Below are 26,113 nucleotides of genomic sequence, written 5' to 3'. Positions count from 1 at the left end.
GTCATGGAGCCGAGCACACGGCGCGCCCTGCGCACCCCGCGGGCCGCGGGGGTGGTCGGGATCCTCTTCGCGGTGCTGCTGGCCGTCGCGATCGTGCTGATGCGGATCGCGCTGCCCGAAGGGGACGCCGGCGGTGACGCGGTGGTCGATCCCGGTCGGCGGCGTGCCGTGCGCGTGGCGCTGGAGATCGTGCCGTTCGCCGGCATCCTCTTCCTCTGGTTCATGGGCGCCCTGCGCGCGCACGTCGGCGAGGCGGAGGACAAGTTCATCGCCACCGTGTTCCTGGGCAGCGGTGTGATCTTCGTGGCCTCGCTGTTCGGCGCCGCCGCGGCCGCCGGGGGCCTCCTGGCCGAAGAGGACCCCTCGGGCTTCGGCCGGCACTTCGCGTACACGTTCCTCACGACGTACGCGATGCGCATGGCCGCCGTCTTCGTCTTCGCGACCTCGACCATCGGGCACCGCCTCGGTGCCCTGCCCCGATGGCTCGCCTTCCTCGGCTACGCCGCCGGTGTGATCCTGCTCTTCGTCGGTCCTGCCGTGCCCTGGTCCGAGCTGATCTTCCCGTTCTGGTCGCTGGTCGTCAGCCTCCACCTCCTGCGGGCCAACTTCCGGGCCTGACGGCCTGGCCACTCACTCCTCCGGCCCGGCAGCACATGCGGGGCCGCGCCCCTTCCCCGATGCTGGTGCAGGGGAATGACCAGGCCACAGGCATGGGAAGGGCTGATCCTCGGTGAGGCTTGTCGTCGATCTCAACCGCTGCCAGGGATACGCGCAGTGCGCGTTCCTCGCCCCCGACGTATTCGAAATGCACGGCGACGAGGCGCTCCTGTACACCCCGCACGCCGACGAGAAGGAGCGCGAGAACGTGGCGCGTGCCGTCGCCGCGTGTCCGGTCCAGGCCATCCAGGTGGATCAGCTGGGCGACGCCGAGGAGACCTCCCGTGACCGGTGACGGATACCTGGACCGGCTCAGGCGCGAAGGGCGCATCGTCATCGTCGGCGCCTCCCTGGCCGGGCTGCGCGCGGCCGAGACCCTTCGCGAGGAGGGCTTCAACGGCTCCCTGACGATGATCGGCGACGAGCCGCACGAGCCGTACGACCGGCCCCCGCTGTCCAAGCAGGTCCTGCTCGGCAGGTCGCCCGCCGAGCACACCGCACTGCCCCGCCGCCGCGCCCTCGACGCCGAGTGGCGGCTCGGAACCCCGGCCACCGGGCTGGACATGGCCGCCAGGCGGGTACGGCTGGGCGACGGGGACGAGGTGGAGTACGACCGGCTGCTGATCGCCACCGGCGTACGGGCCCGGCCGTGGCCGAAGGAGTCGGAGGCCGAACTCGACGGGGTCTTCGTCCTGCGCACCCGCGACGACGCGGCCGCGCTCCACCGGCGGCTGGCGGAGTCACCCCGCCGGGTGCTCGTGATCGGCGCCGGTTTCACCGGCTCGGAGATCGCCTCGGCCTGCCGGGAGCGGGAGCTGCCCGTCACCGTCGCCGAACGCGGCGGCGCGCCCCTGGTCGGCGCCCTCGGCGGCGTCATCGGCGAGGTCGCCGCCGAGCTCCAGCGCGAACACGGCGTGGACCTGCGCACCGGCGTCATGGTCACCGGCCTCGAGGGCGACTCGGCGGGCCGGGTACGCGCGGCGCACCTCTCCGACGGCGCCACCGTGGAGACGGACGTCGTGGTCGTGTGCCTGGGCGCGACCCGCAACACGGAATGGCTCAGCGGCTCCGGCCTCGGCGCCGGCCCCAGGGGCATCGCCTGCGACGCGGGCTGCCGGGCCTTCGACATCCGGGGCATCGTCACCGACGACATCTTCGCGGCCGGTGACGTGGCGCGCTCCCCGCACCCGCTGTTCGGCTACCAGTTCGTCTCCCTGGAACACTGGGGCAACGCGGTCACCCAGGCCGAGACCGCCGCGCACAACATGCTCAGCGACAGCGTCGGGCGCCGCCCGCACATGTGGGTACCGGCCTTCTGGTCCTCCCAGTTCGGGGTGAACATCAAGTCCGTCGGCGTCCCGTCCATGGGCACGGAGATCCTGATCTCCCAAGGCTCGCTGGCCGAACGCAGATTCGCCGGTGTCTACGGCTACCAGGGGCGCGTCATCGGCGCCGTCACCTTCGACCAGTCGCGGTGGCTGCAGTTCTACCAGCAGCTGATCGAGACGACCACGCCGTTCCCGCCACCGTTCCCGACGGTGGACCGCCGCCCCGAGGGGCGGCACCCGGTGCCGGCCGACTTCCCCGACCCCTCGGTGCCCACGCACGGCCCGACGGTCACCCTCAGCGGCTATTCGCCGGCCGACCGGCGGATCACGTTCACCCCCGCCCGGCACTGAGAAGGATCCCCCCGTCATGACGCAAGCCACCACGCTCCTGCGGCAGATCATCGACTACGCCAACCGCGCGAACCCGTATCCCCTGTACGAGGAGCTGCGCAAGACGCCAGTGGTCCACGACGAGGACGGTGCCTACGTCGTCAGCACCTACTGGGAGATCCAGAGCCTCCTCCACGATCCCCGGATCAGCTCCGACGCCCGTAATCTGTCCGCGCCCCCCTCCGGACTGACGCAGACGGAGGAGGAGACGGCCCTGCCGCCCAGCTTCATCAAGCTCGATCCGCCGGAACACGACCGGCTGCGCCGCATGACCAACCACTCCTTCGGCCCGCCGCACTCCCCGCGCCGGATCCACGACATGCGCGACGAGCTCGGCGGGATCGTCTCCGGCCTCATCGACGACCTGGGGGACCCGGGCCGGATCGACCTCGTCGAACAGTTTTCGTATCCCTTTCCCGTGACCATGATCTGCCGGCTGCTCGGGGTGCCGCGCGAGGACGAAGCGCGCTTCCACACGTGGGCCGACACCCTCGCCGCCAGCCTCGACCCCATGCCGGGAGAGGACCCGACCGAGCGGAACCGGATCGCTCACGAGGCCCGGACACAGCTGGGCATGTACCTGGCCGGGCTGGTGGAGGAGCGCCGTAAGAACCCCGGCGACGACATGCTCTCCGACCTGGCGACCGGCAACCACGGGCCGGACGGAACCATGACGACGATGGAGGTGCTCAGCACCTCCGCCCTGCTGCTGATCGCCGGCCATGAGACGACCGTCAACCTGATCACCAACGGGATGCTCACCCTGCTGCGCCACCCCGACGTGCTCCAGCGGCTCCGTGAGGACCCCGGCCTGGCCGTCCCCGTCGTGGAGGAGCTGCTGCGCTACGAGCCGCCGGTGCAACTGCTGCCGAACCGCACCACCCTCGCGGACATCGACGTCGCGGGCGTCACCATCCCCAAGGGCGCCTCGCTCTGGCTCGTCGTGGCCGCCGGCAACCGCGACCCCCAGCGCTTCACCGACCCCGACCGGTTCGACCCGGACCGGGGCGACATCCAGCACCTCGGCTTCGGCAGCGGGATCCACAGCTGCTTCGGTGCGCCGCTCGCCCGACTGGAGGCGCAGATCGCACTGAGCGCGCTGGCCCGCAGGCTGGACAATCCGCGGCTGCTGGAGGACCCGCCCCCGTACCGCCAGAACGCGGTGCTGCGGGGCCCGCGCCATCTGAACATCGCCTGCGACGGGATCCGTCCGTAGCCGGGGGTGTGAGCCGGGGCCGTGAGCCACGGGGGTCGTCAGGTGTGGGTGTCACGCGTGGGCGCCGGCCCGGGACACCACGCGCGGTGTCAGAGCGCGGTGAGGATGCGCGGGCCGTCGTCCGTGACCGCCACCGTGTGTTCGGCGTGCGACGCGCGTGAGCCGTCCGACGTGCGCAGCGTCCAGCCGTCGCCGTCCGTGTAGTAGCCGTCGCCGCCGCCCCCGATGAGCATCGGCTCGATCGCGAGCACCATGCCGTGGCGCAGCGGCATTCCGCGCCCCGGACGGCCCTCGTTGGGGACGGCGGGGTCCTCGTGCATGGTGCGGCCCACGCCGTGCCCGCCGTACCCCGAGGGGATGCCGTATCCGGCGGTGCGGCAGACGCGGCCGATCGCGTGCGCGATGTCGCCGATGCGGTTGCCGACGACCGCCGCGGCGATGCCCGCCTCCAGGGCCTCGTACGCCGTGTCGACGAGGCGGACGTCCTCGGGGCGGGCGGCGCCGCCGACGACGAAGCTGATGGCGGAGTCGCCGGCCCAGCCGTCCAGGAGGGCGCCGCAGTCGATGCTCACCAGGTCGCCGTCGCGCAGCCGGTATCCGTCCGGGATGCCGTGCACGATCGCGTCGTTGACGGACGCGCAGATCACGGCGGGAAAGGGGGTCGGGGCCCAGTCCGGCCGGTAGCCGAGGAAGGGTGAGCCGGCCCCGGTCTCGCGCAGGACGGCCCGCGCGATCCCGTCCAGCGTCCGGAGCGTGACGCCCGGGGCCGCCGCGTCGCGCACGGCCGTCAGGGCCTGGGCGACGACGCGTCCGGCAGCCCTCATGGCGTCCAGTGACATGTCGGTCTTGATCTCTACCATGCCAATTACTATACCGGTCGGAGCGGTATTAGAATGACGGCATGGTACGTACGCCCCTGACCCCCGAAGAGCGCGAACGCGGCGAGCGGCTCGGCCGCCTGCTCCGTGAGGCGCGCGGCTCACGGAGCATGGTGGACGTGGCCGCGGCCGCCGGACTCTCCGCCGAGACCCTCCGCAAGATCGAGACGGGCCGCGCCCCGACCCCCGCCTTCTTCACCGTGGCGGCGCTGGCCGGGACGCTGGGCCTGTCCATGGACGACCTCATGGCGAGGTGCTCGCCGGTCCCGGTCTAGGGTCTTCCGGCGGATCAGCCCTGGGCGTCGGCCACCGCCAGCTGCACCCGGCTGTGGCGCGGCGTCTCGATCTCGTCCAGCAGGGCGATCGCGAGATCCGCGTGCGAGATCACACCCGGGCCGTCCAGGACGGTGCCCACGGCCGTCCGGTAGCCGCCGGTCCGCGGCGCCTCGGGGTTCAGATCCATCGGCGGCACCACCATCAGCCAGTCCAGCTCCGCCGGATCCGCCGACCGGAGCACCTCGAACTCCGCGACGTGGCCCTGCGAGAAGGTCCGGTACGCGGCCGGGAAATCCGGCGCGTCCATGATGCGTACCCCCGGCGCGGTCTGTAGCGTCGTGGCGATGCCCAGCACCAGGAGCCGTCGTACGCCCGCCTCGCCCAGCCCCGCGATCAGCGCCTTCGCCGCCGAGGTGAAGTACTCCTCGGACGGGATGTCGAGACGCGCGGACGCGTTGACCGCGGCGCTGTGGCCCGCCGCGAGCCGTGCCACCGACGCGGCGTCCGTCGCGTCGCCCTGGACGACCGTGACCCTTTGCCCGTCCAGGTCCGGGTACTTCGCGGGGTCCCGGACCACCGCGGTCACCCGGTGGCCGCGCGCCACCGCCTCCGCCACGGCCGCCCGGCCGACCCGTCCGCCTGCTCCGAAAATGATGATGTCGTTCATGGGCAGGACGGTAGGACCGAAGTGCCTGGTTACTGCAACGGTACTGGGCTAGCGTCGAACCCATGCACACTGCACGCGAAGCGCTCCGCGCCGACATGTTCCCCGAGGCCGACTGCTTCAGCGAGGCCGGCGCGCGGCCGCTGCGCGTCGGCGACAAGTGGTCCCCGTGGGTGCTGCGCTGCCTCGAAGGCGGACCCCGGCGGTTCTCCGAACTCCGCGTGCCCCTGCACTGGATCACCCCCAAGGTGCTCACCGAGACCCTGCGCGCGATGGAGCGCAACGGGTTCCTGACCCGGACCGCGTACGACGAGAACCCGCCGCGCGTCGACTACGAACTGACCGGGCTCGGCCGCTCGCTGCTCGGCCAGCTCGACCTGACCTGCGACTGGACGCGGGCGCACATCGCCGAGATCGCGGAGGCCAGGGCCGCGTACGAAGCGTAGGGTCGGCCCCGTGGACCTCAAGGAACTCGATCGTGCCAAATACGTCAGCCTCACCACCTACCGCAAGGACGGCACGGGCGTCGCGACGCCCGTGTGGTTCGCCGTGGACGGGGGCGTGCTGTACGTCTGGACCCGCAGCGACTCGTGGAAGGTCAAGCGGCTGCGCAGGGACACCCGCGCGGCCGTGACCGCCTGCGACGTGCGCGGCCGGATCGCCGAGGGAGCGCCGTCCGCGGAAGGGACGGCGCGGCTGCTGGAGGACCCCTCGGAGCTCAAGCGGATCCGCAGGCTCCTCGCCCGCAAATACACCTGGCAGTTCTGGCTGGTGGACTGGCCGGCCGCCGTCGTGCGGCTCGGCAAGCGGCCGCACACGGGCATCTCGGTGACGTTGTCCCCGCGTTGAGCTTTCCGCTCCGCCGCCGAAAACTCCGCGTAGCCGTCCCGTAACACGAATGCGGTCGGATGCTCGGATGGTGGTGGATCAACTCCCTCCGGACGTCGGGTTGTTCGCGCGATATCTGAGACGGGTGACGGCGCGCCTCGACCGGGGCGGCGGCTGGTACGGAGTCTTCTGGCAGCGTGACCCGGAGGGGTTGTTCGCCTGCCTCGAAGGTTCCGAGATCCCGCCCTGGGACGTGGTGGAGTCGCTCCTCCACGACCTGGCGGCGGACGGGGCCGAGACCGCACGGGCCCGCGCACTGCACACCGCTGCGGCTGCCGCGCACGACCGTCGCCCGACCGGTCGCGAGGACCTCGGCCGCAGGCTGGAGCTGATGCGCCGGGAGAAGGCGCAGGCGGCGGAGCGCGGCGAGGAGCTGCTGCGCCGGCTGACCGCGCTGCCCGAGGGGTCCCCGGAATACCGGCGCCTCGCCCACGATCTGAGTTGGACCAACGACGACCACACGCGGGCGACGGCACGCTGTACGGAGCTGTCGGCCCGGCTCGCGGCACTTCCGCCGGATGAGCCGGATCTGCCGGATGAGCCCGATCGACCGTATCCACCGGATCCAGCGGACCCACTGGACCGGCTCCATCGGCCGGAGCCGGAGGCCCCGCCGGTTCCGCGCGTCCCGGAGGCCCGGCGGGGGCGGGGCGGCGGCAGACGGCGGCCGCGCGGCGCCCGGTACGCATGGCTGGAGGAGGACGAGCAGGCGAGCGAGTCGGCCGGGCCGGCCGCCGAGGGCATCGGGGGCATCGGGGGCGTCGGGGGCGTCGGGGGCGAGGCCGTCGGCCTCGGTGCGATGCCCGTCACCGCGAGCCGGCCGCGGGGCGCGCGCTACGGCGGGGCCGCGGTGGAGGCGGACGAGGGGGTGCCCTTCGAGGAGCGGCCGGCGGCGGGCCCCCGGGGCGCGGGTCCCGCGGTCACGGGCCCGCCGGTCACGTCCGCCGACGAGGACACCTGGGGCGCCGCCGCCGAGACCGTCGCCCTGCTCGGGCGGCTGCGGGCCGAGGGCCGCAGCGGCGAGGCGCACGCCGTGCTCTGCGAGGCCGCCGCACAGCCCGCCGGCCGGCTGCCGATGCTGGCCGCCGAGCTGCACCGGGCCGGGCTCGGCGCCGACTGGGCCACCCTGCTCTGGGAGGCCGCCTCGCTGCCGCCCGAGCAGCTCGTCGCCGCGGCGGTCGCGCTCGCCGACGCGGGCAGGGCCGACGACTGCGGGCAGCTGCTGCGCCAGGGCGTCGCCCGCCCGGCGGGCGAGGTCGCCGCCGCCGTGCTGTTACTCGCGGACGCCGGACGAGGTGAGGCGGCCATGCTGCTGGAGGCCTTCCTACGGGTCCGTACGCCCGAGGAGGCCGCACGGATCGCCGCCACCGACCCCCGGCGGCTCGTCCCGCAACTGCTCGCCGCCGCCCGCGCGGTGTCCCCCGACCGGGAGCGGGACCTGGTGCACGCGCTGCGGGTCGCCGGACTCATAACCGGCTGAAGCGGGCCGAAAGCATGCGGTGTGCGTTGCATTCGCGTCGTATGTCGACCGCTCGGGTGCGAAACATGATCGACACTGCGGGTTGACGACGATGGTCTTGCACCGGTCTGTGACGAGGCTTACGTTCTCCTCCTACGCACCGCGTCTACGTGCGTAGAGGCTCTCCGCCGTCTTGTCGAAGGAGCAGCTCATGACCAATGTCGTACGCGCCGCACTCGTCCAGGCGACCTGGACCGGCGACACCGAATCCATGATCGCCAAGCATGAGGAGCACGCCCGCGAGGCTGCCCGGCAGGGCGCCAAGGTCATCGGATTCCAGGAGGTCTTCAACGCTCCGTACTTCTGCCAGGTGCAGGAGCCGGAGCACTACCGCTGGGCCGAGCCCGTCCCGGACGGACCGACGGTCCTGCGCATGCGGGACCTCGCCCGGGAGACCGGCATGGTGATCGTCGTCCCGGTCTTCGAGGTCGAGGGCACGGGCTTCTACTACAACACCGCCGCTGTGATCGACGCCGACGGCACCTATCTCGGGAAATACAGAAAGCACCACATCCCGCAGGTCAAGGGCTTCTGGGAGAAGTACTACTTCAAGCCGGGCAACGTCGGCTGGCCCGTCTTCGACACCGCCGTCGGCAGGGTCGGCGTGTACATCTGCTACGACCGCCACTTCCCCGAGGGCTGGCGCCAACTGGGTCTCAACGGCGCCCAGTTGGTCTACAACCCGTCGGCCACCTCGCGCGGCCTGTCCGCCTACCTCTGGCAGCTGGAACAGCCCGCGGCGGCCGTCGCCAACGAATACTTCATCGCCGCCATCAACCGGGTCGGCCAGGAGGAGTACGGCGACAACGACTTCTACGGCACCAGCTACTTCGTCGACCCACGCGGCCAGTTCGTCGGCGACGTGGCCAGCGACAAGGAGGAGGAACTGATCGTCAGGGACCTCGACTTCGGCCTCATCGAACAGGTCCGCCGGCAATGGGCCTTCTACCGGGACCGCAGGCCCGACGCCTACGAGGGACTGGTGCGGCCATGAGCGACCTCTTCGACCGGCACCGGGCCGTCATCCCCGACTGGGTCGCCCTCTACTACCAGCGCCCCATCGAGATCACCCACGGCGAGGGGCGGTACGTCTGGGACGCGGACGGCACCCGCTACCTCGACTTCTTCGGCGGCATCCTCACCACCATGACCGCGCACGCCCTGCCCGAGGTCACCAAGGCGGTGAGCGAGCAGGCCGAACGGATCATCCACTCCTCCACGCTCTACCTCAACCGCCCGATGGTCGAGCTCGCCGAGCGCGTCGCCGCCCTCTCCGGCATCCCCGACGCCCGTGTCTTCTTCACCACCTCCGGCACCGAGGCCAACGACACGGCCCTGCTGCTGGCCACCGCGTACCGCAGGTCGGGCCAGATCCTCGCGATGCGCAACAGCTACCACGGCCGCTCCTTCTCGGCCGTCTCCATCACCGGCAACCGCTCCTGGTCGCCGACCGGCCTCTCGCCGGTGCAGACGCTGTACGTGCACGGCGGCGTCCGCACCCGGGGCCCGTACGCGCGGCTGACCGACGCGCAGTTCATCGAGGCCTGCGTCGCGGATCTGGAGGACCTGCTCGGCCACACCCACGACGTCGCCGCGCTGATCGCCGAGCCCGTCCAGGGCGTCGGCGGCTTCACCTCCCCGCCCGACGGGCTGTACGCCGCGTTCCGCGAGGTCCTCGACCGGCACGGCATCCTGTGGATCGCCGACGAGGTGCAGACCGGCTGGGGCAGGACCGGCGACCACTTCTGGGGCTGGCAGGCGCACGCCGCGAGCGGCCCGCCGGACATGCTCACCTTCGCCAAGGGCATCGGCAACGGCATGTCCATCGGCGGGGTCGTCGCCCGCGCCGAGATCATGAACTGCCTCGACGCCAACTCCATCTCCACCTTCGGCGGCTCACCCGTCACCATGGCGGCGGGTCTCGCCAACCTCTCGTACCTCCTGGAACATGACCTCCAGGGCAACGCGCGCCGCGTCGGCGGACTGCTCATCGAGCGGCTGCGCGCCATCGCCGCCGGGGTCCCCGGCGTACGCGAAGTACGCGGCCGGGGCCTGATGATCGGCGTGGAGCTCGTGAAGCCGGGTACGGACGAGGCCGATCCGCAGGCCGCGTCGGCCGTACTGGAAGCGGCCCGCGAAGGCGGCCTGCTCATCGGCAAGGGCGGCGCGCACAACACCAGCGCGCTGCGGATCGCGCCGCCGCTCACCCTCACCGTCGCGGAGGCGGAGGAGGGCGCGGCGATTCTCGAACAGGCGCTCCGCAGCATCTAGGCATCCAGGAGCTCACACGTTCATGCGAGGGACACCATGAGTAGAGGGACACCATGAGTACCCGCACCCTGATCCGCGGCGGACTCGTCATCACCGCCGCCGAAGAGACCCACGCCGACGTGCTCGTCGAGGACGGCCGTATCGCCGCCCTCGCCGCGCACGGCTCCACACCGGCCGAGAGCTGGACCGCCGACCGCACCATCGACGCCACCGGGAAGTACGTCATCCCGGGTGGTGTGGACGCGCACACCCACATGGAGCTGCCGTTCGGCGGGACCTTCGCCTCCGACACCTTCGAGACCGGGACCCGGGCCGCCGCCTGGGGCGGCACCACGACCATCGTGGACTTCGCCGTCCAGTCGGTGGGGCAGCGGCTGCGCGAGGGGCTCGACGCCTGGTACGCGAAGGCCGACGGCAACTGCGCCATCGACTACGCCTTCCACATGATCCTCTCCGACGTCAACGAGAAGACGCTGAAGGAGATGGACCACCTCATCGAGGAGGGCGTCACCTCCTTCAAGCTCTTCATGGCCTACCCCGGCGTCTTCTACAGCGACGACGGCCAGATCCTGCGGGCCATGCAGCGCGGCGCCGGGAACGGCGGGCTGATCATGATGCACGCCGAGAACGGGATCGCGATCGACGTCCTCGTCGAACAGGCCCTCGAGCGCGGCGAGACCGACCCGCGCTACCACGGCGAGGTGCGCAAGGCCCTGCTGGAGGCGGAGGCGACCCACCGGGCCATCCAGCTCGCCCGGGTCGCCGGCGCGCCGCTGTACGTCGTCCACGTCTCGGCCGAGGAGGCCGTCGCCGAGCTCGTCGCAGCCCGCGACAAGGGGCTCAACGTCTTCGGCGAGACCTGCCCGCAGTACCTGTTCCTGTCCACCGACAATCTCGCCGAGCCCGGCTTCGAGGGCGCGAAGTACGTCTGCTCGACACCGCTGAGGCCGAAGGAGCACCAGGCGGCGCTCTGGCGCGGCCTGCGCACCAACGACCTCCAGGTCGTCTCCACCGACCACTGCCCCTTCTGTTTCGTCGGCCAGAAGGAGCTCGGGCGGGGCGACTTCTCCAAGATCCCCAACGGTCTGCCGGGGGTGGAGAACCGGATGGACCTGCTCCACCAGGCGGTGGTCGACGGGCACATCAGCAGACGGCGGTGGATCGAGATCGCGTGCGCGACGCCTGCCCGGATGTTCGGCCTCTACCCGAAGAAGGGCACCATCGCGCCGGGCGCCGACGCCGACGTCGTCATCTACGACCCGGGCGCCTCGCAGGTCCTGTCCGCCGAGACCCATCACATGAACGTCGACTACTCGGCGTACGAGGGCAGAGCGATCACCGGACAGGTGGAGACCGTCCTCTCGCGCGGTGAACTCGTCATCGACGGGCGGAAGTTCACCGGCCGCGCGGGTCATGGCCTCTACACCCCGCGATCCACCTGCCAGTACCTGAACTAGGAGGTCCCCGTGGACTTCGGACTTGTCCTGCAGACGGATCCGCCGGCCTCGCAGGTCGTCAGCCTGATGCGGCGCGCGGAGCGCAACGGCTTCCGCTATGGCTGGACCTTCGACTCGGCGGTGCTCTGGCAGGAGCCGTTCGTCATCTACAGCCAGATCCTGGAGCACACACAGAAACTGCACGTCGGCCCCATGGTGACCAATCCAGGGACCAGGACCTGGGAGGTCACCGCCTCCACCTTCGCCACTCTCAACGACATGTACGGCAACCGTACGGTCTGCGGCATCGGGCGTGGCGACTCGGCGATGCGGGTCGCCGGCCGTAAACCCAACACCTTGGCGCGGCTGGGGGAGGCGATTCCCGCCATCCGCGACCTCGCCGAGGGGCGGGAGGCCGTCATCGACGGGCAGCCGGTCCGCATCCCCTGGGTGCGGGACGGGAAGCTGCCGGTGTGGATGGCGGCGTACGGCCCGAAGGCGCTCGCGCTCGCCGGGCAGAAGGCCGACGGGTTCATCCTGCAACTCGCCGACCTCTACCTCACCGAGTGGATGGTCAAGGCGGTCCGCGACGCCGCGGCCGAGGCCGGGCGCGATCCCGACGCCCTCACCATCTGCGTCGCGGCTCCGGCGTACGTCGGCGACGACCTCGCCCACGCGCGCGAACAGTGCCGGTGGTTCGGCGGCATGGTCGGCAACCACGTCGCCGACCTGGTCGCCCGCTACGGCGAGCACTCCGCCATGGTGCCCGACGCCCTCACGGCGTACATCAAGGAACGGCACGGCTACGACTACAGCCACCACGGGCGGGCCGGGAACCCCTCCACGGACTTCGTTCCGGACGAGATCGTGGACCGGTTCTGTCTGCTGGGTCCGGCCTCGGCCCATATCGAGAAGCTGAAGGCACTGCGCGAGCTGGGAGTGGACCAGTTCGCGGTCTACAACATGCACGACGCCCGCGAGGCCACCATCGACGCCTACGGCTCCCAGATCATCCCGGCCCTCACCTGACAACCTCGGGGAAGAAACGCCACGATCTGTGATTCACCAGCAATAAGGACCAATTGGGTGTCCGCCGGATCGCGGCGGTGGCCGGCTCGTCGATCTGATGGTTGACCGGGCCGGCCACGGCAACGCACCGCAGCAGCGGCACCGTGCGGGCGGCTCCCAGTGCCGATCACCGCGCGCAGGGCCGTCGGCAGGCAGCCCGGCTTCCGGTGGACGCCTTCGCCGCCGCCCGATCCACCTGTACTACGGTGTGGGAAAGCGCAGGATATCGGCGGGGGGAGAGGCGTTGAGCGCCCGGATTCTGGTCGCCGAGGACGACGAGATGCAGTCCCGTCTGATCCGGATCTATCTGGAGCGTGAGGGAAACGCGGTGCAGGTGGCGGCCGATGGCCGCGCGGCGCTGGAGCGCGCGCGTTCCTCGCGGCCTGACCTCATCGTTCTCGACGTGATGCTGCCGCTGGTCGACGGACTTGACGTGTGCCGGATCCTGCGCACGGAGTCGGATGTGCCGATTCTGCTGCTCACGGCCCGCGCCACCGAGGACGACATGCTCCTCGGTCTCGACCTCGGTGCCGACGACTACCTCACCAAGCCGTACAGCCCCCGCGAACTGACTGCCCGGGTCAGGGCGCTGCTGCGCCGGTCCAGGAAGGCCACGGCGGCGCCGACGGTGCTGCGGGTCGGTGAGATGGAGCTGGACACCGCGCGCTTCGAGGTCCGGGTGGCCGGACGCCAGGTGGCGCTGACCGCCAAGGAGTTCTCCATTCTGGAGGCGCTGGCCCGGGAACCGGGCAGGGTCTTCACCCGGGCGCAGATCATCGAGCGCGTCTTCGGCTTCGACCAGGACGTGCAGGAGCGGACTGTCGACGCACATGTGGTGAACCTGCGGCGGAAGCTGGAGGCGGACCCGGGGCGCCCACGCCGTCTGGAGACGGTCTACGGACGGGGCTACCGCATCGCGGACGGGCCCGGCTCACCGCCGTCCTGACCGCCGCCCTGGGGCATGGGCAGGACGACCGTGAAGGTTGTGCCTGCTCCGACCGTGCTGCGCACTTCGATCGTCCCCCGGTGATCGGCGACGATCTGGCGGGCGATGGACAGGCCCAGGCCGCTGCCACCGGTGGCGCGGCCCCGTGCGGCGTCCGCCCGCCAGAAGCGGTCGAAGAGATGCGGCAGGTGCTCCGCCGGTATTCCCTTGCCGGTGTCCCGCACTTCCACGACAGCCAGCTCGCCGTGCGGGGCCGCGGTCAGGGTCACGATGCCGCCCGGCGCCGTCGCGCGCAGCGCGTTGCCGACCAGGTTGCCCACCACCTGGCGCAGCCGGTCAGGGTCGACGGTCACGTACACCGGTCGGTGTGCCTTCAGTTCGAGCGTGACGCCGGCCGTCTCGGCCTGGGCGCGGTGGGCCCTGCGGCACGCCTCCAGGAGCTCGCGCAGGTCGGTCTCCGTGCGGTGGTACGTGAGCGCGCCGGCCTCCGCCAGGGCGAGGTCCTGGAGATCGTCCACGATCCGCTGCTGAAGCAGGGCCTCCTTGTGGAGTGAGGCGAGCAGCTCGGGGGTCGGTTCGACGATCCCGTCCCGCAGAGCCTCCAGATAGCCCCGCAGATTGGCCAGCGGGGTGCGCAGTTCGTGCGCGATGTCACCGGTGAGACGGCGCTGGCGCTCCTCGCCGGCCTGGAGGGAGTCGGCCATGCGGTTGAAGGCGCCGCCGAGTTCGGCGATCTCGTCCCGGCCGGAGACGGGGACCCGCCGCCTCAGGTCGCCGTCGCCCAGCCCTTTCGCCGCGAGGGTCAGGGCACGGACGGGGCGCAGTACGGCCCGGCTCAGGAGCAGGGCGCCGAGGATGACCGCGAGGGCGACCGCCAGCGCGACGCCCGCGGCGGGAGCGGCGGCCAGGGTGGGGGGCGACTCGTCGCGGACGCCGAGGCGGACCTCCAGGCGGGGCGGGGCGGCGGACCTGGTCCGCTCGTTGAACACCCGCTGCAGGCAGGAGGTGAACCGCCGTTCGGACTCACACGGGAGCAGCGCGTCGAGATCCCGCTGGATCAGCGGATCGGTGTCCCCGTCCGGTTCCTCGCACCACGGGGGCCGGCGGTCGGTGCTGACGCGGGGGACACCGAAGCGGTCGGTCCGGGCTGTCACCTCGGCACCTGCCCGGGTCAGGCAGGCCGTGTACGCCGCCGTGGCGCGGTACTCCCCGATCGCGTGCGCGACCAGCTTGACCGACAGCCGAGGCACCTGCCCTTCCGGTATCCGCAGGACGGGGCGCGCGTCGATCGTCAGCGGAGGCCGGCTGCCCGGCGCGCGGGGGACGCGGCCGGCGAGGGCGTCGGAGTCGGCGAGCGGCACGCCGGATTCCGTGGCCACCTGGATCCGCTGGCCGGTGCTCCTGGCGAGCCCGGCCACCGTCGGTGAGACCCCGTCCCAGGTGCCGTGGGCGAAGCCGTACGCCCGGAGTCCGTCGGTGATCCGGGAGACCTCCCGCCGGTCGGCGGCGGCGGTCTCCTGGACCTGACGGTTCGCCTGGCGCAGGGTCAGCCAGGCGGTGGCGGCGGTGGCGGCCAGCGCGACCAGGCCGAGGACCCGGAGCCGGAAGCTCACCGCATCCCACCCTCTCCCACGTTCACGACTCCTCCCTGCGCCCGGCCGCGTCTGCCCCGGGGGCGCCTCCTTGAGCAGCGGTCACCCCCATGGGGCACCGGGACGAACGTGCTCGTCAACACGGCTCCTCCAGCGGGAATTCCGGCATCGTGGGACGCCCGCCCGGGTACGGCGTGCCGAGGACGGCTCCGGCCGGGCCGCCCCCGGCGCCTCCGCCGGGGCCGGCTCCCCGACCATGCCTCCGTCACGCTCAGCTCCCGGACAGGGCCTCTGTCGGGGACAGCCTGCTCGCCCGAACCGCCGGATACAGGCCGGCGATCACGCCGATCACCAGCGTCGAGCCGATGCCCGCGGCGCTCGCCCAGGCCGGGACGACGACCGGCCAGTCGCGGCTGACGGCGTACCCCGCCGTGATCAGCGTCCCGAGGACGGTTCCGCCCAGGCCGCCGGCCAACGACAGCAACAAGGACTCCGTCACGAACTGGGTACGGATCTGCCCGCTGGTCGCCCCCAGGGCCCGGCGCAGGCCGATCTCCGGGCGGCGTTCCAGTACCGAGATGACCATGGTGTTGCCGACGCCGACCCCGCCGACCAGGAGTGCCACGCCGCCGAGGCCGAGGAGCAGGCCGGTGAGTGCCGACTCGGTGGCCTCGCGGGCGGCGAGGGCGTCGGACGGGCGGGAGATCTTCACCTCGCTGGGTTTTCGGGGGTTCGCCGTGGCCGCGAGCACCGCTCGTACCGCCGTGACCTGGCTGTCCTCCGCCCGGACGTACACCGTTGACGGATGGCCGTCGAAGCGGAGGTACGTCCTGGCCGCCGGCCAGCCGACCAGTGCGGCGCTGTCGATCTCCGGCGCGAGCGGTACCGGATCGAGGACGCCGACCAGCGCGAACCAGCGGCCGCCGATCCAGAGCCGGGTCCCCGGGGTGTCGATGTCGAGCCGCCGGGCGGCGGTCGCTCCCAGCACCACGGACGGGTACGTCTCCGTCGCGGAGTCGAGCCAGCGGCCCCTGCGGAGGTGCCCGCCGACAGCCGGGAGCAGGTCGGAGCCCGCCGCCAGGACGGTGAGCGACCCGGTGCGGCCGACGGCGATGTGCTCGTTGCGGTAGAGGTGGGCACCGGTGGCACCGGTGGCACCGGTGGCGGCGACCCGCTGCACAGGCGGGACGCGGCGGATCATCGCCACGGACTCCGGGGGCAGGACGGCCTTGTCCCCGGCGAGCGTCTCACCGGGGGCGACCCGCAGCAGGTTCGTACCGAGTGCGTCGAGCTGTCGGTCCACCTCCGCCTGCCCGGAGCCCGAGATGCCGACCACGGCGATCATGGCGGCGACGCCGATCGCGATGCCGAGCGCGGACAGGAAAACCCGCAGGGGGCGGGTGCGCAGGCCGGTGCCGCCGAGTCGTACGACGTCCGCAGGGCGGAGCCGGGCGGCGCGCAGCCGGGACCGGGACCGGGATTGCTCCGGCGCGGTGCCTTCCGGGGGCTCGGACGCCAGGGCACGGATCCGTACGGTCGCGGGGTCGGCGACCCGGTCGTGTGGCCCCCGCCGCGGGGAGTGCGTCGTTCCGTCTGTCACCGGGGTGCCCCCGTCGTCGTACCCCGTGCCGTGTCGGAGACCAGGCGTCCGTCGCGCATCTCGATGCGCCGTGGCAGCTCGCAGGCGATCTCCCGGTCGTGGGTGATGATCACGACGGTGGTGCCGGCGGCGTGCAGTTCCCGCAGGAGCGTGAGGACGGCCGCGCCGGAAGCCGAGTCGAGGTTCCCGGTCGGCTCGTCCGCCAGCAGGACCGACGGTTCACCGACCACCGCGCGGGCCACCGCGACCCGTTGCCGCTCGCCGCCGGAGAGCTGGTGCGGAAGATGGTGGACGCGGTGGCTGAGCCCGACCCGGTCCAGGGCCGCCGTCGCCTTCGCCCGACGGCGGCGCAGCGGCGCTCCCGCGTAGAGCAGACCGTCCGCCACCGCGTCGAGGACCGGCACCCCGACCGCGAGGTGGAACTGCTGGAAGACGAATCCGATCCGGGTGGCCCGCAGCGCCGAGACCTCCCGGTCCGACAGGCTCGCCACGTCGTGGCCGTCGACCAGGACCCGGCCGGCCGAGGGGCGGTCGAGGCTGCCCATGAGGTTGAGCATGCTCGACTTCCCGGAGCCCGACGGGCCGACGACCGCGACCAGTTCGCCCCGCTCGATGCGCAGGCTCACGTCCCGTACCGCCGCGACGCCGCCGGGGTAGGTCTTGGAGACCGCGTCGAATTCCACGACCGCCGTCACTCCGGGATCCTCACCTTCATGCCTTCGCGGACCGCGGGACCGCTGACCTCCACATTGCCGTCGGCGAAGAGCCCGGTCTTCACGGCGACGAACCGGCCCTCGGCGGTCTCCAGGCCGTGGCCGCCCTCGGTGAGGGCGACGAGCGCGGAGACCGGAACGGTCAGTACGTCCTTGACCTCGCGGCCCACGTACTCGACCGTGACCGGGCCGCTCTCCAGTTCGCCCACGGCCTTCTGGTCCGCGATGGTGACGGTCACCGGGAGCGTGGCGGGCTGCCCCGAGCCGTCCTCGCCGCCACCCTCGGGCGCCGTCGCCTGTCTGCCGATCGACTCCACCGTGCCCTTCACCGGCGTGCCGTCGGGCAGCTTGACCGTCACCCGCGAGCCGCGGACGGCCCAGGCGGCGTCCGACGCCGAGGCGTTGACGACCACCTTCCGGGTCGTGCTGGTGTACGTCAGGGTGTTCTCCCCGACCGCCGAGCCGAGGCGGTTACCGGGCTGCCCGATCCGTGCCGTGCCGCCGGAGTAGATGACGTCACCCACGCCGACCGTGCCGGTCTGGGCCAGCCCGAGCGACGTCTGCCAGCGCTTGACGGCGTCGGCGGTGCGGGCGGTGAAGTCGTTGTCCACGGTGAATCCGGTGTAGCCGAGTGCGGCGAGGTTCGTCTCGAACTGCCGGACGTCCATGCCCTGCGTCCCGCGCGGTGCCTGGGACGTATCGGCGTCCCCGCCGGTTCCGGTGCCGCCCCGCCCGTGACCCGGAGGGGCCCGGGGAGGTCTCCTCCTCGTCCTGCGGCTGCTCGCCCTGCTCCTGAGGGGTCGTCAGCCCCAGCTCCCGGTACATCGGCAGCGTTCCGTACATCAGGATCACCGGCCGGTCGTTCACCCGCAGCAGCTGCTCGCCGCGCTCGACCGTCGAGCCCTGCTTGGGCAGCCAGGTCACGGTGCCCTGCGCTTTGAGGGGCAGCGGCAGTTCCTTGCCGTACCCCAACTCGCCGTCCACCGTGGTGCGTTCGGTCAGCGTCGTCCGGTTCACCTGGATCACGGAGCCGGACCGGGGCGGGGTGCTCGGACCCTCGTCCTCGCCGCCGAGCCCGAGAGTGCCGGCCACGGCGACCGCCGCCACGGCCACCGCGCCCGAGGTGATCAGCGCCGTACGCCGACCACGCCTGCCGCGCCGGGCGCGCGGTGGGAGCTCGGGGGCCGTCTCGCGTGCGTCATCGATGTGCGTCATCGTCCTGGCCCCGATCAGCCCTTGGCCGACGGGGGGTTGCTCGGCACGCCGATGATCGGGCCGCAGACGCGGGCGGCTCGCCGGGCGCCGGCCGAGTCCTGGTCCCATTGGGCTTCGCGGTTGTTGTGCCCGTCCGGGCCGGGATCGGGGAAGTCGGGGGCGCCGTTCTTCTGCATGCAGGTGGCGTACTCCCTCTTGATCTTGATCTCCTCGGGGGTGTAGGGGTGGAGGATCTTCTCAAGACCTTCGGGGGCGGGCGGGTCGACCGACTCGCACTTCCGCGCAGCCTCCACGAACTTCGGGTTCTTCGTCATGCTCCGCACGGAGTCGCCCCCGCCGAAGTCGATCTGGCCCTTTTCATCCGGATCATTGAGCTGGATCCCGTTCTCGCGCATGCACCTCACCCAGGCGCGCTTGCCCTCGACGTACTCGGCGACCACGTCCTTGCCGGAGTCCGTCCCGCCGCCCGTCCCGGAAGCACCGCCCCCACCGGCGGTCGGGAGCTTCGCGCCCCCGTCGTCGCCACAGCCGGCCAGCGCGAACGCCATGACGGCGGCCGCGGCGGCCAGCAGTACCCGATTCGTCCTCATCGGTCCTCCCACTCCTGTGCCGGACCCGTCCGCGAACGCGGCGGGCAGGCCGACCGTAGGAGGGGGATGATGAAGAACCTTTGAAGAAGTTGTCAGCCGATGATGCGGGTGCCTGCCAAGGCGGCACCCCTCAGGGCTGACGCGGGCCGACGAGTCGCCCGTGAGCTGAGCGGACCCCGGATGGTGAGCCGCTGAGCGCTGCCGTCCACGGTCGGCGTCCGTGTGCGGATCGTGCCATGCGGCTTCCCCTGCGGCTTCCCCGGCGACGATGGATGATGAACGCAGTAGCAGGCCGAATCCTCTCGACACGTGCGGAGGCATCGTGGATACCTGGGCGACATGGACCACCCAGGGGGTCATCGCCGGCACGGGAGGCGTCATGACGACCGAGGGGGGGCCGATCACAGGGGACCTGACCGTGCACACCACCTGGATCGACGGCCTCGCCCAGGTCACCATCCAGCACACCGGAGCGTCCGAGTGGTACGCGATGCAGGGCAGCCCCATGCAGGCGCCCGACGAAGCCACCGGCAGAGCCGTGCATCAGGCCGCTGTGGAAGCGGTCAAGGCAGGAGGAGGCACCGTCCTCGTGTTTCCGGTGTGAGCGGGTGACTCCTGCGGCGGTCGACGGCTTTCACGCCGTCCTGTGCGTCACTGCGGCCGAGTTCGGAGGGTGCGGCGGCGAAGAGCAGGCTCTGGTCCCCGGCCGCGCCGCCGAGGACGGAGGCGGCGGCGAAGCCGACGAGCCCGGTCAACACCGACGTCGAACGCGGCCAGCCGCACACCCACCGGGCCGGAAGCCGGACCGAACTCGCCGCCGAAACCGGCAGGTTCTGCCACAGCCGGCAACGGGAGAGTGCTTGATGCGGCCTTTGATACGCAGCTGCGTCTCGACCATCTGAACTTCAACCAGAAGCTGGATATGCTGGATGTCATGGACATCGAGGTGCAGGGCACCAGCGAGTTCCTGACATGCCGAGAAGTGCTGGGCGCCCGTTCGAAGGATGGTTCACCGAGCGCGCGCGGCCGGCCTGCCCCGACCGCCGGTGCCGCCCCCGTACGCACTGCCGGATCTTGACGTCACCGGCACCTCCGACCCCGGCTTGGGCACTCTCTCGCGGGCTCTGACCAGCGGAGATGGCGCGACGATCCATGATGCGCGCCGAGAACGGGACCGCGATCGATGCCCTCGTCGTCCTCGTCGAACAGGCCCTCGCGCTCGTGCGCGGGGAGACCGGCCCGCGCCAGCCCGGCGAGGTGCGCAAGGCCCTGCTGGAGGCGGAGGCGACCCACCGTGCCATCCAGCTCGCCCGGGTCGCCGGCACGCCGCCGAGGCCCAGTCCCGGTCGCTGTCCCGGCCCCGAGGTGGGAGTGGACCGGTTCGCGGTCCACAACAGGCACGACGCGAAGGAAGTGACGATCGACGCGTGCGGCGCGGAGATCATCCCGGCACTCAACCGCTGAGACCACACCGCTGACACCACACCGCCGAGACCACCGCCGAGATCGCCGACCGTGGGAGGGCCAGCCGCCATGAGCTCGACCGTGAACCCGTCCGACCAGATGAGCGACGCGCAGGGGCGGGTGGAGCTCGCGCCCGGCGCGGTCCCCGCCGGGGGCCGCTTCGTCAACGACGATCTGCTGCCCGTCCCGGTCGCCAGGCGCCGCTGGACCACGTACAACTTCACCGCGTTGTGGGTCAGCATGGCCCACAACATCCCCTCCTGGCTGCTGGCCTCCGGGCTCGTGGCGCTCGGCATGGACTGGAAACAGGCCGTCTTCACGATCGCGCTCGCCAACGTGATCGTGCTGTTTCCGATGCTGCTGACGGGTCACGCCGGACCCAAGTACGGCATCCCCTTCCCGGTGCTCGCCCGCGCCTCCTTCGGGCTGCGCGGTGCGAACCTGCCGGCGCTCATCAGGGCGGCGGTCGCCTGCGCCTGGTTCGGCATCCAGACGTGGATCGGCGGACAGGGCATCTTCATCCTGCTCGGCAAGGTCTTCGGCGGCTGGACGGAGGCGGCGGAGGTGGCCGGCCAGCCCTGGACCCTGTGGCTGTGCTTCATCGTCTTCTGGGCGGTCGAACTGGCCATCATCTACCGGGGAATGGAGACGCTGCGCCGCTTCGAGAACTGGGCGGCGCCGTTCGTCATCGTCGGCGCGCTGGTGCTGCTCGTCTGGATCGCGGTCAAGGCGGGGGGTTTCGGGCCGCTGCTCGACCAGCCCTCCGAGCTGGGCTGGGGCGCCGACTTCTGGCCGGTCTTCTTCCCGTCCCTGATGGGCATGATCGCCTTCTGGTCCACCCTCTCGCTGAACATCCCGGACTTCACCCGGTTCGGCGCCGGCCAGCGCGCCCAGGTCTGGGGCCAGACGCTCGGCCTGCCCACCACCATGACCCTGTTCGCCCTGCTGTCGGTGCTCGTCACCTCCGGCTCCCAGGCCGTGTACGGAGAGGCGATCTGGGACCCCGTCCAGCTCGCCGCCAAGACCGACAACGTCTTCGGCCTGCTCTACGCCCTGGTGACCGTGCTCGTCGCGACGATCTCGGTGAACATCGCGGCGAACGTCGTCTCACCCGCGTACGACCTGGCGAACCTCGCCCCGCGCTTCATCAACTTCCGCAAAGGCGCGCTGATCACGGGGGTGGTCGGTGTCCTCATCATGCCGTGGAAGCTCACCGAGACCCCCGAGCTGTACATCTTCGCCTGGCTCGGCCTGGTCGGCGGGCTGCTCGGTACGGTGGCGGGCGTCCTCATCGCCGACTACTGGATCGTCCGCCGCACCCGGCTCGCCCTGGCCGACCTCTACCGGCCGCACGGCATCTACTGGTACGCCGCCGGCTGGAACTGGCGCGCGGTCCTCGCCTTCGCGGTCGGGGGCGTCCTCGCGATCGGCGGCTCCCACTCCGCCCCGGGCAAGGGACCGTTCCCCGAGGAGGGCCTGATCCCCTTCCTGAAGCCGCTCGCGGACTACGGCTGGGCGGTGGGGCTCGCGGCCTCGCTGCTGCTGTACACCGCGCTGATGAAGGGACGGGGAACCTCCCCGTCGTGAGGTCCCGCCGTGACCTGAATTCAGAGAACGCTGAACCGTCGTACCCGTGCCGCGAAGACGCCCCGAAACTCGGGCACGCGTGGAGTCAGCCACGAGACCGCCGAGTGGTAGCCGATGCCGAAGGCGAGCGACACGACGAAAGCGAGGTGCTTCGAGAGGCCGTCGAACACGGGGTAGATCTGCCAGTGGGTCAGGTAGATGGCGAGCGAGCTGCCGGCCAGGAGGGCGACGACTCGGTTGACGCGGGGTGTGCTCGGAAGGGTGGGGAACCAGACCAGGATGACGAAGCCCGCCATGACGAACAGTTCGCGGCGCGGCTCGCCCGGGAAGAAGCCGGGGACGGTGGCGAGGGCCGTGAGCGTCACGAGGAGCCGCTGGGGCACGGTGTGCGACCTGGCCGCGGCCCAGCCGAGCGCGAAGAGCCAGAAGACGGTGATCGCGTCGGTGATCTGGGTACGGTCGGGCAGGCCGATGAGCTCGTAGCGGGTGAGCAGGCCCAGCGTCACGAGGGCGAGCGGCAAGCCGTACGGGAAGCGGCGCTCGAACCGGTCGACGGCGGGGACAGCCAGCAGCAGGAGCACCGTCAGGAGGATGTAGACGAGGGCTTCGACGAACCAGAGGTGAATGCCCGGGCCCATGTCCTGCGGGGCGACGAGGTTGTGCACGAGGAGGAGGTTGGTCAGGTCGTAGTCGTCGCTGACGAGGAGCGCGAAGGCGGTCCAGGCCATGCAGGGAAGGGCGATCCGCGCGATGCTGCGGGCGGTGCGGCGGACCCGTGCGCGGCGTTCGGCGGAGGTCAGCAGGAAGCGGGCGAAGTTGAAGCCCGCGACGGCGAGGAGGAGATGGGCGCCGCCGCGGATCTCGAAGATCGGGATGTGGGAGCCGACGACGCAGAGGATCGCGATCGCGCGCAGGGCGACGCTGGTCTCCACCCTTCGCCCACGGGCGGGGGACGGTTCCGCGCGCTGCTCCAGCTCGCGGAGGGGGGTCGTGTGCCAGCTCGGCGGCAGTTGGCCGAGGCGCTGTTCGAGGTGGAGTGACATCTCGACGTATGTGAGGGAGTCGCCGCCGAGGTCGACGAAGGTGCTGTCCGGGGTGACGTCGGTGCGGTCGAGGATCCGTGCGTACAGGGCGCACAGGTCGTCGCCCGTGTCGGTGGCGGCGGTTGCCATGGGGGTCGCCAGTGCCCGGACGGCCGGGTAGTCGGGCTTGCCGTTGGGGAGCCGGGGCAGTTCGTCGACGACGTGGACGTCGACGGCGCGCGGCGGCAGGCCGCACTCGTCGGTCACCCTGCGTCGGATCCGCCGCGTGTCCCAGCCGGGCCGGCGCGCGGCCGCGACGACGATCCTCTCGTCGTCTCCCGCGCACAGCGCGCGCACCCCCTGCCGCTCGAGTGCCCGCTCCACCTGCTGGGGGTCGACGCGCAGACCGAGGATCTTCAGGAACCGGGAGCGCCGGCCCACGATCTCGTACAGGCCGTCCTCGGTGCGGCGGGCCAGGTCGCCGGTGCGCAGGACGTCCACGGTCCGGCCGAGGGCGAGGTCCTCGGGGGAGTGGGCGTAGCCCAGCATCACGTTCGGGCCGGAGTATACGAGTTCGCCGACACCGTCGCCCTCGGCCACCTCGTCGGCCGGCTCCAGGCGGAAGGAGCCGCCAGGGACCGGGACGCCGATCGCGCCGGGGTGCGTCGCGGCCCGCTCCGGGGGCAGGTAGGCCATCCGTGCGGTCGCCTCCGTCTGCCCGTACATGACGAACAGGTCCCAGCCGTGCCGCAGCCCCAGTCCGGCGTAGCGGCGCACCCGTTCGGGTGCGAGCCGCCCGCCGGCCTGGGTGACGTACCGCAGGTGCGGCAGATCCATGTCCGCGAAGCCGACCCGGTCGAGCAGGTCGAACGTGTAGGGGACACCGGCGAGCGCGGTACCACGGGCGGCGCGGAAGAGGTCCCAGAAGCACGCGTCGGCGACCGAGAGGCCGGTCAGGACGAGTCCGGCACCGCGCAGCAGGTGGCTGTGGATCACGGACAGGCCGTAGCAGTAGTGCATCGGCAGGGTGGTCGCGGCCCGGTCGGTGTCGCGGATGCCGAGGTACGCGGCGATCGACTCGGCGTTCGCCTGGAGGTTCTCGTACGAGAGCCGGACGAGCTTCGGGGACCCGGTGGAGCCGGAGGTGCTGAGCAGCAGCGCGAGATCGGGGTGCAGGGCGTGGGCGGAGACCGCCCGCCGCTCCTCGATGCGCCAGTCACCCGAAGCGGGGTGGACGACGACATCGGGGTCGTACGCGTCGATCAGCGAGGCGACGGCCTCGGAGTGGTCTCCGGGGACGAGAAGGACGGGGTGCCCCGAGGAGAGGGCGGCCAGATGGATGACGAGGGCCTCGACGGTGTTGGAGCCGGGGAGGAGGACGACACGGCGCTCCGGGCCGAGGCGCCGCGCCGTCTCGTCGACCCTCCTCGCCAGTTCGCGGTAGGAGAGCTCGCCGTCGGCGGTCACGAAGGCGGCGCGGTCACCGTGCTGTGCCAGGCCGTGGGCGAGGGGGAGGCGGCTGCCGCGAGCGGGCGGGGAGGGGAGGGGCTTCACAGGCGGATCGTAGGTAAGCCTTCCCTAAGCCGGAAAGGGGAGGGGGTGCTCCGGGTGCCCGTTCGTGACGCCTTCGTTATCGAGGCCTGACTTGACCATTAGGTTAGCTTTACCTTATCAATTCCGTGTTCACAGGTTTCTCGGACAGAACTCGCCGCTCGCCACCTGCCCGTACACAGCGGCGCCGGAGGCCGGCACGGCAGGAAGGCCCCCGTCCCATGCGCCGCCCCCTGGCCCGCACCCTGACCGCGCTCGCCGCGGCCACCCTGCTCGGTCCCCTGCTCGCCGCCTGCGGCAGCGACGAACCGGCCGGGCTCGTCATCTACTCCGGCCGCAACGAGAACCTCGTCAAGCCGCTCATCGAGAAGCTGGAGAAGCACCTCGGCACCAACGTCGAGGTCCGCTACGGCGACAGCGCCGAGCTGTCCGCCCAGCTCCTGGAGGAGGGCGACAAGACCGAGGCCGGTCTCTTCCTCTCCCAGGACGCGGGCGCGCTCGGCGCGCTCTCCAAGGAGCAGCGCCTCGCGCCGCTCCCGCGGACCACCTTGGACAAGGTCGCACCCGCCTACCGCGGCTCGGCCGGGGACTGGACCGGCGTCAGCGGCCGCGTCCGCGTTCTCGGTTACCACCCGGCCCAGGTCCCCACTCCGCCGGACAGTGTCCACGAGCTGGTGAAGCCGGAGTGGAAGGGCAAGATCGGCTTCGTCCCGACCAACGCCTCCTTCCAGGCGTTCGTCACGGGCATGCGCGTCCTGGAGGGCGACGACGCCACCCGCACGTGGCTCAAGGGCCTGAAGGCCAACGAGCCCAAGAAGTACGAGAACAACCTCAAGGTCCTGGAGGCCGTCGACCAGGGCGAGGTCTCCCTCGGCCTGATCAACCACTACTACTGGTACGAGCAGGCCGCCGAGAAGGGCGCGGACAAGCTCAAGGCCAGGATCCACTACCTGCCCAAGGGCGACCCGGGCGGCCTGGTCAACGTCGCCGGCGTCGGCATCCTCAAGGGCGCGGACGAGAAGCAGGCCGCGTACGCGCGGAAGGCCGTCGACTACCTGCTCTCCGCCGAGTCCCAGAAGTACTTCGCCGAGGAGACCAAGGAATACCCGCTCGCCGCCGGCGTGAAGACGGCCGAAGGTGTGCCCCCGCTGGAGACCCTCCAGCCCCCGAAGATCGACCTCGGCAAGCTCGACTCCCTCAAGCAGACCCTGGCCATGCTCCAGGAAGTCGGACTCGTCTGAC

At 71.6% G+C, this 26,113-nt stretch carries 25 protein-coding genes and 1 pseudogene; 18 read left to right on the top strand and 8 right to left on the bottom strand.

The window, feature by feature from the left end:
• Positions 1-3: 3 nt before the first annotated feature.
• The 4 genes from ABT342_RS24285 to ABT342_RS24270 all read left to right on the top strand — a co-directional run bounded on the left by ABT342_RS24285 (position 4) and on the right by ABT342_RS24270 (position 3,591).
• On the top strand, positions 4-618 hold the full coding sequence (locus ABT342_RS24285; protein ID WP_351577591.1) for a hypothetical protein: 615 nt from the start codon (positions 4-6) through the stop codon (positions 616-618).
• Between the two features lie 112 nt (positions 619-730).
• A complete protein-coding gene (locus ABT342_RS24280; RefSeq protein ID WP_351577588.1) occupies positions 731-952 on the top strand; it encodes a ferredoxin in 222 nt (73 codons plus the stop codon).
• Complete coding sequence (locus ABT342_RS24275; RefSeq protein ID WP_351577585.1) at positions 942-2,336, top strand: NAD(P)/FAD-dependent oxidoreductase; 1,395 nt, start codon at positions 942-944, stop codon at positions 2,334-2,336. The genes ABT342_RS24280 and ABT342_RS24275 overlap by 11 nt, the downstream gene beginning before the upstream one ends.
• 16 nt (positions 2,337-2,352) lie before the next feature.
• The gene (locus ABT342_RS24270) at positions 2,353-3,591 is read left to right on the top strand and encodes a cytochrome P450 (RefSeq protein WP_351577582.1); all 1,239 of its coding nucleotides are present in this window, start codon (positions 2,353-2,355) and stop codon (positions 3,589-3,591) included.
• A gap of 89 nt (positions 3,592-3,680) precedes the next feature.
• Here ABT342_RS24270 and map read toward each other — a convergent pair whose 3' ends face one another.
• Entirely contained in the window at positions 3,681-4,451 is a 771-nt protein-coding gene (gene map, locus ABT342_RS24265) for a type I methionyl aminopeptidase (RefSeq protein WP_351577579.1), read from the bottom strand.
• Positions 4,452-4,492: 41 nt separating this feature from the next.
• On the opposite strand from map, the gene ABT342_RS24260 reads away from it, so the two are divergent.
• Positions 4,493-4,744 (top strand): helix-turn-helix domain-containing protein, encoded by a 252-nt coding sequence (locus ABT342_RS24260; RefSeq protein ID WP_351577576.1) that lies wholly within the window; start codon positions 4,493-4,495, stop codon positions 4,742-4,744.
• A 14-nt stretch (positions 4,745-4,758) separates the two neighbouring features.
• Here the strand turns inward: ABT342_RS24260 and ABT342_RS24255 are convergent, their stop codons facing one another.
• The gene (locus ABT342_RS24255) at positions 4,759-5,412 is read right to left on the bottom strand and encodes an NAD(P)-dependent oxidoreductase (protein ID WP_351577573.1); all 654 of its coding nucleotides are present in this window, start codon (positions 5,410-5,412) and stop codon (positions 4,759-4,761) included.
• Positions 5,413-5,474: 62 nt separating this feature from the next.
• Here ABT342_RS24255 and ABT342_RS24250 point away from each other — a divergent pair, with 62 nt between their 5' ends.
• The 8 genes from ABT342_RS24250 to ABT342_RS24215 all read left to right on the top strand — a co-directional run bounded on the left by ABT342_RS24250 (position 5,475) and on the right by ABT342_RS24215 (position 13,537).
• Entirely contained in the window at positions 5,475-5,855 is a 381-nt protein-coding gene (locus ABT342_RS24250; RefSeq protein WP_502965602.1) for a winged helix-turn-helix transcriptional regulator, read from the top strand.
• Between the two features lie 10 nt (positions 5,856-5,865).
• Positions 5,866-6,258 (top strand): PPOX class F420-dependent oxidoreductase, encoded by a 393-nt coding sequence (locus ABT342_RS24245; RefSeq protein WP_351577570.1) that lies wholly within the window; start codon positions 5,866-5,868, stop codon positions 6,256-6,258.
• 67 nt (positions 6,259-6,325) lie between these two features.
• Entirely contained in the window at positions 6,326-7,777 is a 1,452-nt protein-coding gene (locus ABT342_RS24240) for a hypothetical protein (RefSeq protein WP_351577567.1), read from the top strand.
• A 190-nt stretch (positions 7,778-7,967) separates the two neighbouring features.
• Positions 7,968-8,810, top strand: a complete 843-nt coding sequence (locus ABT342_RS24235) for a nitrilase-related carbon-nitrogen hydrolase (protein ID WP_351577564.1) — start codon at positions 7,968-7,970, stop codon at positions 8,808-8,810.
• Positions 8,807-10,087, top strand: a complete 1,281-nt coding sequence (locus tag ABT342_RS24230) for an aspartate aminotransferase family protein (RefSeq protein WP_351577561.1) — start codon at positions 8,807-8,809, stop codon at positions 10,085-10,087. Before ABT342_RS24235 ends, ABT342_RS24230 begins: the two co-directional genes overlap by 4 nt.
• Before the next feature lie 53 nt (positions 10,088-10,140).
• Positions 10,141-11,544, top strand: a complete 1,404-nt coding sequence (gene hydA, locus ABT342_RS24225; protein WP_351577558.1) for a dihydropyrimidinase — start codon at positions 10,141-10,143, stop codon at positions 11,542-11,544.
• 9 nt (positions 11,545-11,553) lie between these two features.
• Positions 11,554-12,552 carry a TIGR03842 family LLM class F420-dependent oxidoreductase gene (locus tag ABT342_RS24220; RefSeq protein ID WP_351577555.1) on the top strand — a complete coding sequence of 333 codons (999 nt, stop codon included), beginning with the start codon at positions 11,554-11,556 and terminating at the stop codon, positions 12,550-12,552.
• 283 nt (positions 12,553-12,835) lie between these two features.
• Positions 12,836-13,537: a response regulator transcription factor gene (locus tag ABT342_RS24215; protein WP_351577552.1), complete on the top strand. Its 702-nt coding sequence runs from the start codon at positions 12,836-12,838 to the stop codon at positions 13,535-13,537.
• Here the strand turns inward: ABT342_RS24215 and ABT342_RS24210 are convergent.
• From ABT342_RS24210 to ABT342_RS24190, 5 genes are all read right to left on the bottom strand, one after another.
• A complete protein-coding gene (locus ABT342_RS24210) occupies positions 13,498-15,150 on the bottom strand; it encodes a sensor histidine kinase (protein ID WP_351577549.1) in 1,653 nt (550 codons plus the stop codon). The genes ABT342_RS24215 and ABT342_RS24210 overlap by 40 nt on opposite strands.
• Before the next feature lie 250 nt (positions 15,151-15,400).
• Positions 15,401-16,648 carry an ABC transporter permease gene (locus tag ABT342_RS24205; protein WP_351577718.1) on the bottom strand — a complete coding sequence of 416 codons (1,248 nt, stop codon included), beginning with the start codon at positions 16,646-16,648 and terminating at the stop codon, positions 15,401-15,403.
• A gap of 77 nt (positions 16,649-16,725) precedes the next feature.
• A complete protein-coding gene (locus ABT342_RS24200) occupies positions 16,726-17,424 on the bottom strand; it encodes an ABC transporter ATP-binding protein (RefSeq protein ID WP_351577546.1) in 699 nt (232 codons plus the stop codon).
• Positions 17,421-18,110 carry a peptidoglycan-binding protein gene (locus tag ABT342_RS24195; protein ID WP_351577543.1) on the bottom strand — a complete coding sequence of 230 codons (690 nt, stop codon included), beginning with the start codon at positions 18,108-18,110 and terminating at the stop codon, positions 17,421-17,423. Before ABT342_RS24195 ends, ABT342_RS24200 begins: the two co-directional genes overlap by 4 nt.
• Positions 18,111-18,671: 561 nt before the next feature.
• Positions 18,672-19,247, bottom strand: a complete 576-nt coding sequence (locus ABT342_RS24190; RefSeq protein ID WP_351577542.1) for a hypothetical protein — start codon at positions 19,245-19,247, stop codon at positions 18,672-18,674.
• A 322-nt stretch (positions 19,248-19,569) separates the two neighbouring features.
• On the opposite strand from ABT342_RS24190, the gene ABT342_RS24185 reads away from it, so the two are divergent.
• From ABT342_RS24185 to ABT342_RS24170, 4 genes and pseudogenes are all read left to right on the top strand, one after another.
• Positions 19,570-19,851, top strand: coding sequence for a hypothetical protein (locus tag ABT342_RS24185; RefSeq protein WP_351577540.1), 282 nt, complete (start codon positions 19,570-19,572; stop codon positions 19,849-19,851).
• 252 nt (positions 19,852-20,103) lie between these two features.
• A complete protein-coding gene (locus tag ABT342_RS24180) occupies positions 20,104-20,325 on the top strand; it encodes a hypothetical protein (RefSeq protein ID WP_351577537.1) in 222 nt (73 codons plus the stop codon).
• A gap of 74 nt (positions 20,326-20,399) precedes the next feature.
• Positions 20,400-20,576: pseudogene (locus tag ABT342_RS24175) on the top strand (dihydropyrimidinase); the annotation flags it as partial.
• Between the two features lie 204 nt (positions 20,577-20,780).
• Positions 20,781-22,298: an NCS1 family nucleobase:cation symporter-1 gene (locus tag ABT342_RS24170; RefSeq protein WP_351577534.1), complete on the top strand. Its 1,518-nt coding sequence runs from the start codon at positions 20,781-20,783 to the stop codon at positions 22,296-22,298.
• 20 nt (positions 22,299-22,318) lie between these two features.
• Here the strand turns inward: ABT342_RS24170 and ABT342_RS24165 are convergent, their stop codons facing one another.
• Complete coding sequence (locus tag ABT342_RS24165) at positions 22,319-24,874, bottom strand: AMP-binding protein (protein ID WP_351577531.1); 2,556 nt, start codon at positions 24,872-24,874, stop codon at positions 22,319-22,321.
• 218 nt (positions 24,875-25,092) lie between these two features.
• Between ABT342_RS24165 and ABT342_RS24160 the strand changes: the two genes are divergently transcribed.
• Complete coding sequence (locus ABT342_RS24160) at positions 25,093-26,112, top strand: iron ABC transporter substrate-binding protein (RefSeq protein ID WP_351577528.1); 1,020 nt, start codon at positions 25,093-25,095, stop codon at positions 26,110-26,112.
• Position 26,113: the final 1 nt, after the last annotated feature.

This window comes from Streptomyces sp. NPDC000410 (assembly GCF_040300305.1).
Taxonomy (GTDB): domain Bacteria; phylum Actinomycetota; class Actinomycetes; order Streptomycetales; family Streptomycetaceae; genus Streptomyces.
Note: the sequence above shows the minus strand (reverse complement) of the source record. Positions and strands in the feature narration are given on the sequence as shown.

Excerpts from the sequence above, each read along its gene's own strand:
- ABT342_RS24260 (WP_351577576.1), top strand. The coding sequence starts at position 4,493 with ATGGTACGTACGCCCCTGACCCCCGAAGAGCGCGAACGCGGCGAGCGG.
- ABT342_RS24240 (WP_351577567.1), top strand. The coding sequence starts at position 6,326 with ATGGTGGTGGATCAACTCCCTCCGGACGTCGGGTTGTTCGCGCGATAT.
- ABT342_RS24235 (WP_351577564.1), top strand. The coding sequence starts at position 7,968 with ATGACCAATGTCGTACGCGCCGCACTCGTCCAGGCGACCTGGACCGGC.
- hydA (WP_351577558.1), top strand. The coding sequence starts at position 10,141 with ATGAGTACCCGCACCCTGATCCGCGGCGGACTCGTCATCACCGCCGCC.
- ABT342_RS24230 (WP_351577561.1), top strand. The coding sequence starts at position 8,807 with ATGAGCGACCTCTTCGACCGGCACCGGGCCGTCATCCCCGACTGGGTC.
- ABT342_RS24195 (WP_351577543.1), bottom strand. The coding sequence starts at position 18,110 with ATGGACGTCCGGCAGTTCGAGACGAACCTCGCCGCACTCGGCTACACC.
- ABT342_RS24270 (WP_351577582.1), top strand. The coding sequence starts at position 2,353 with ATGACGCAAGCCACCACGCTCCTGCGGCAGATCATCGACTACGCCAAC.
- ABT342_RS24285 (WP_351577591.1), top strand. The coding sequence starts at position 4 with ATGGAGCCGAGCACACGGCGCGCCCTGCGCACCCCGCGGGCCGCGGGG.
- ABT342_RS24170 (WP_351577534.1), top strand. The coding sequence starts at position 20,781 with ATGAGCTCGACCGTGAACCCGTCCGACCAGATGAGCGACGCGCAGGGG.
- ABT342_RS24255 (WP_351577573.1), bottom strand. The coding sequence starts at position 5,412 with ATGAACGACATCATCATTTTCGGAGCAGGCGGACGGGTCGGCCGGGCG.
- ABT342_RS24160 (WP_351577528.1), top strand. The coding sequence starts at position 25,093 with ATGCGCCGCCCCCTGGCCCGCACCCTGACCGCGCTCGCCGCGGCCACC.
- ABT342_RS24250 (WP_502965602.1), top strand. The coding sequence starts at position 5,475 with ATGCACACTGCACGCGAAGCGCTCCGCGCCGACATGTTCCCCGAGGCC.
- map (WP_351577579.1), bottom strand. The coding sequence starts at position 4,451 with ATGGTAGAGATCAAGACCGACATGTCACTGGACGCCATGAGGGCTGCC.
- ABT342_RS24190 (WP_351577542.1), bottom strand. The coding sequence starts at position 19,247 with ATGAGGACGAATCGGGTACTGCTGGCCGCCGCGGCCGCCGTCATGGCG.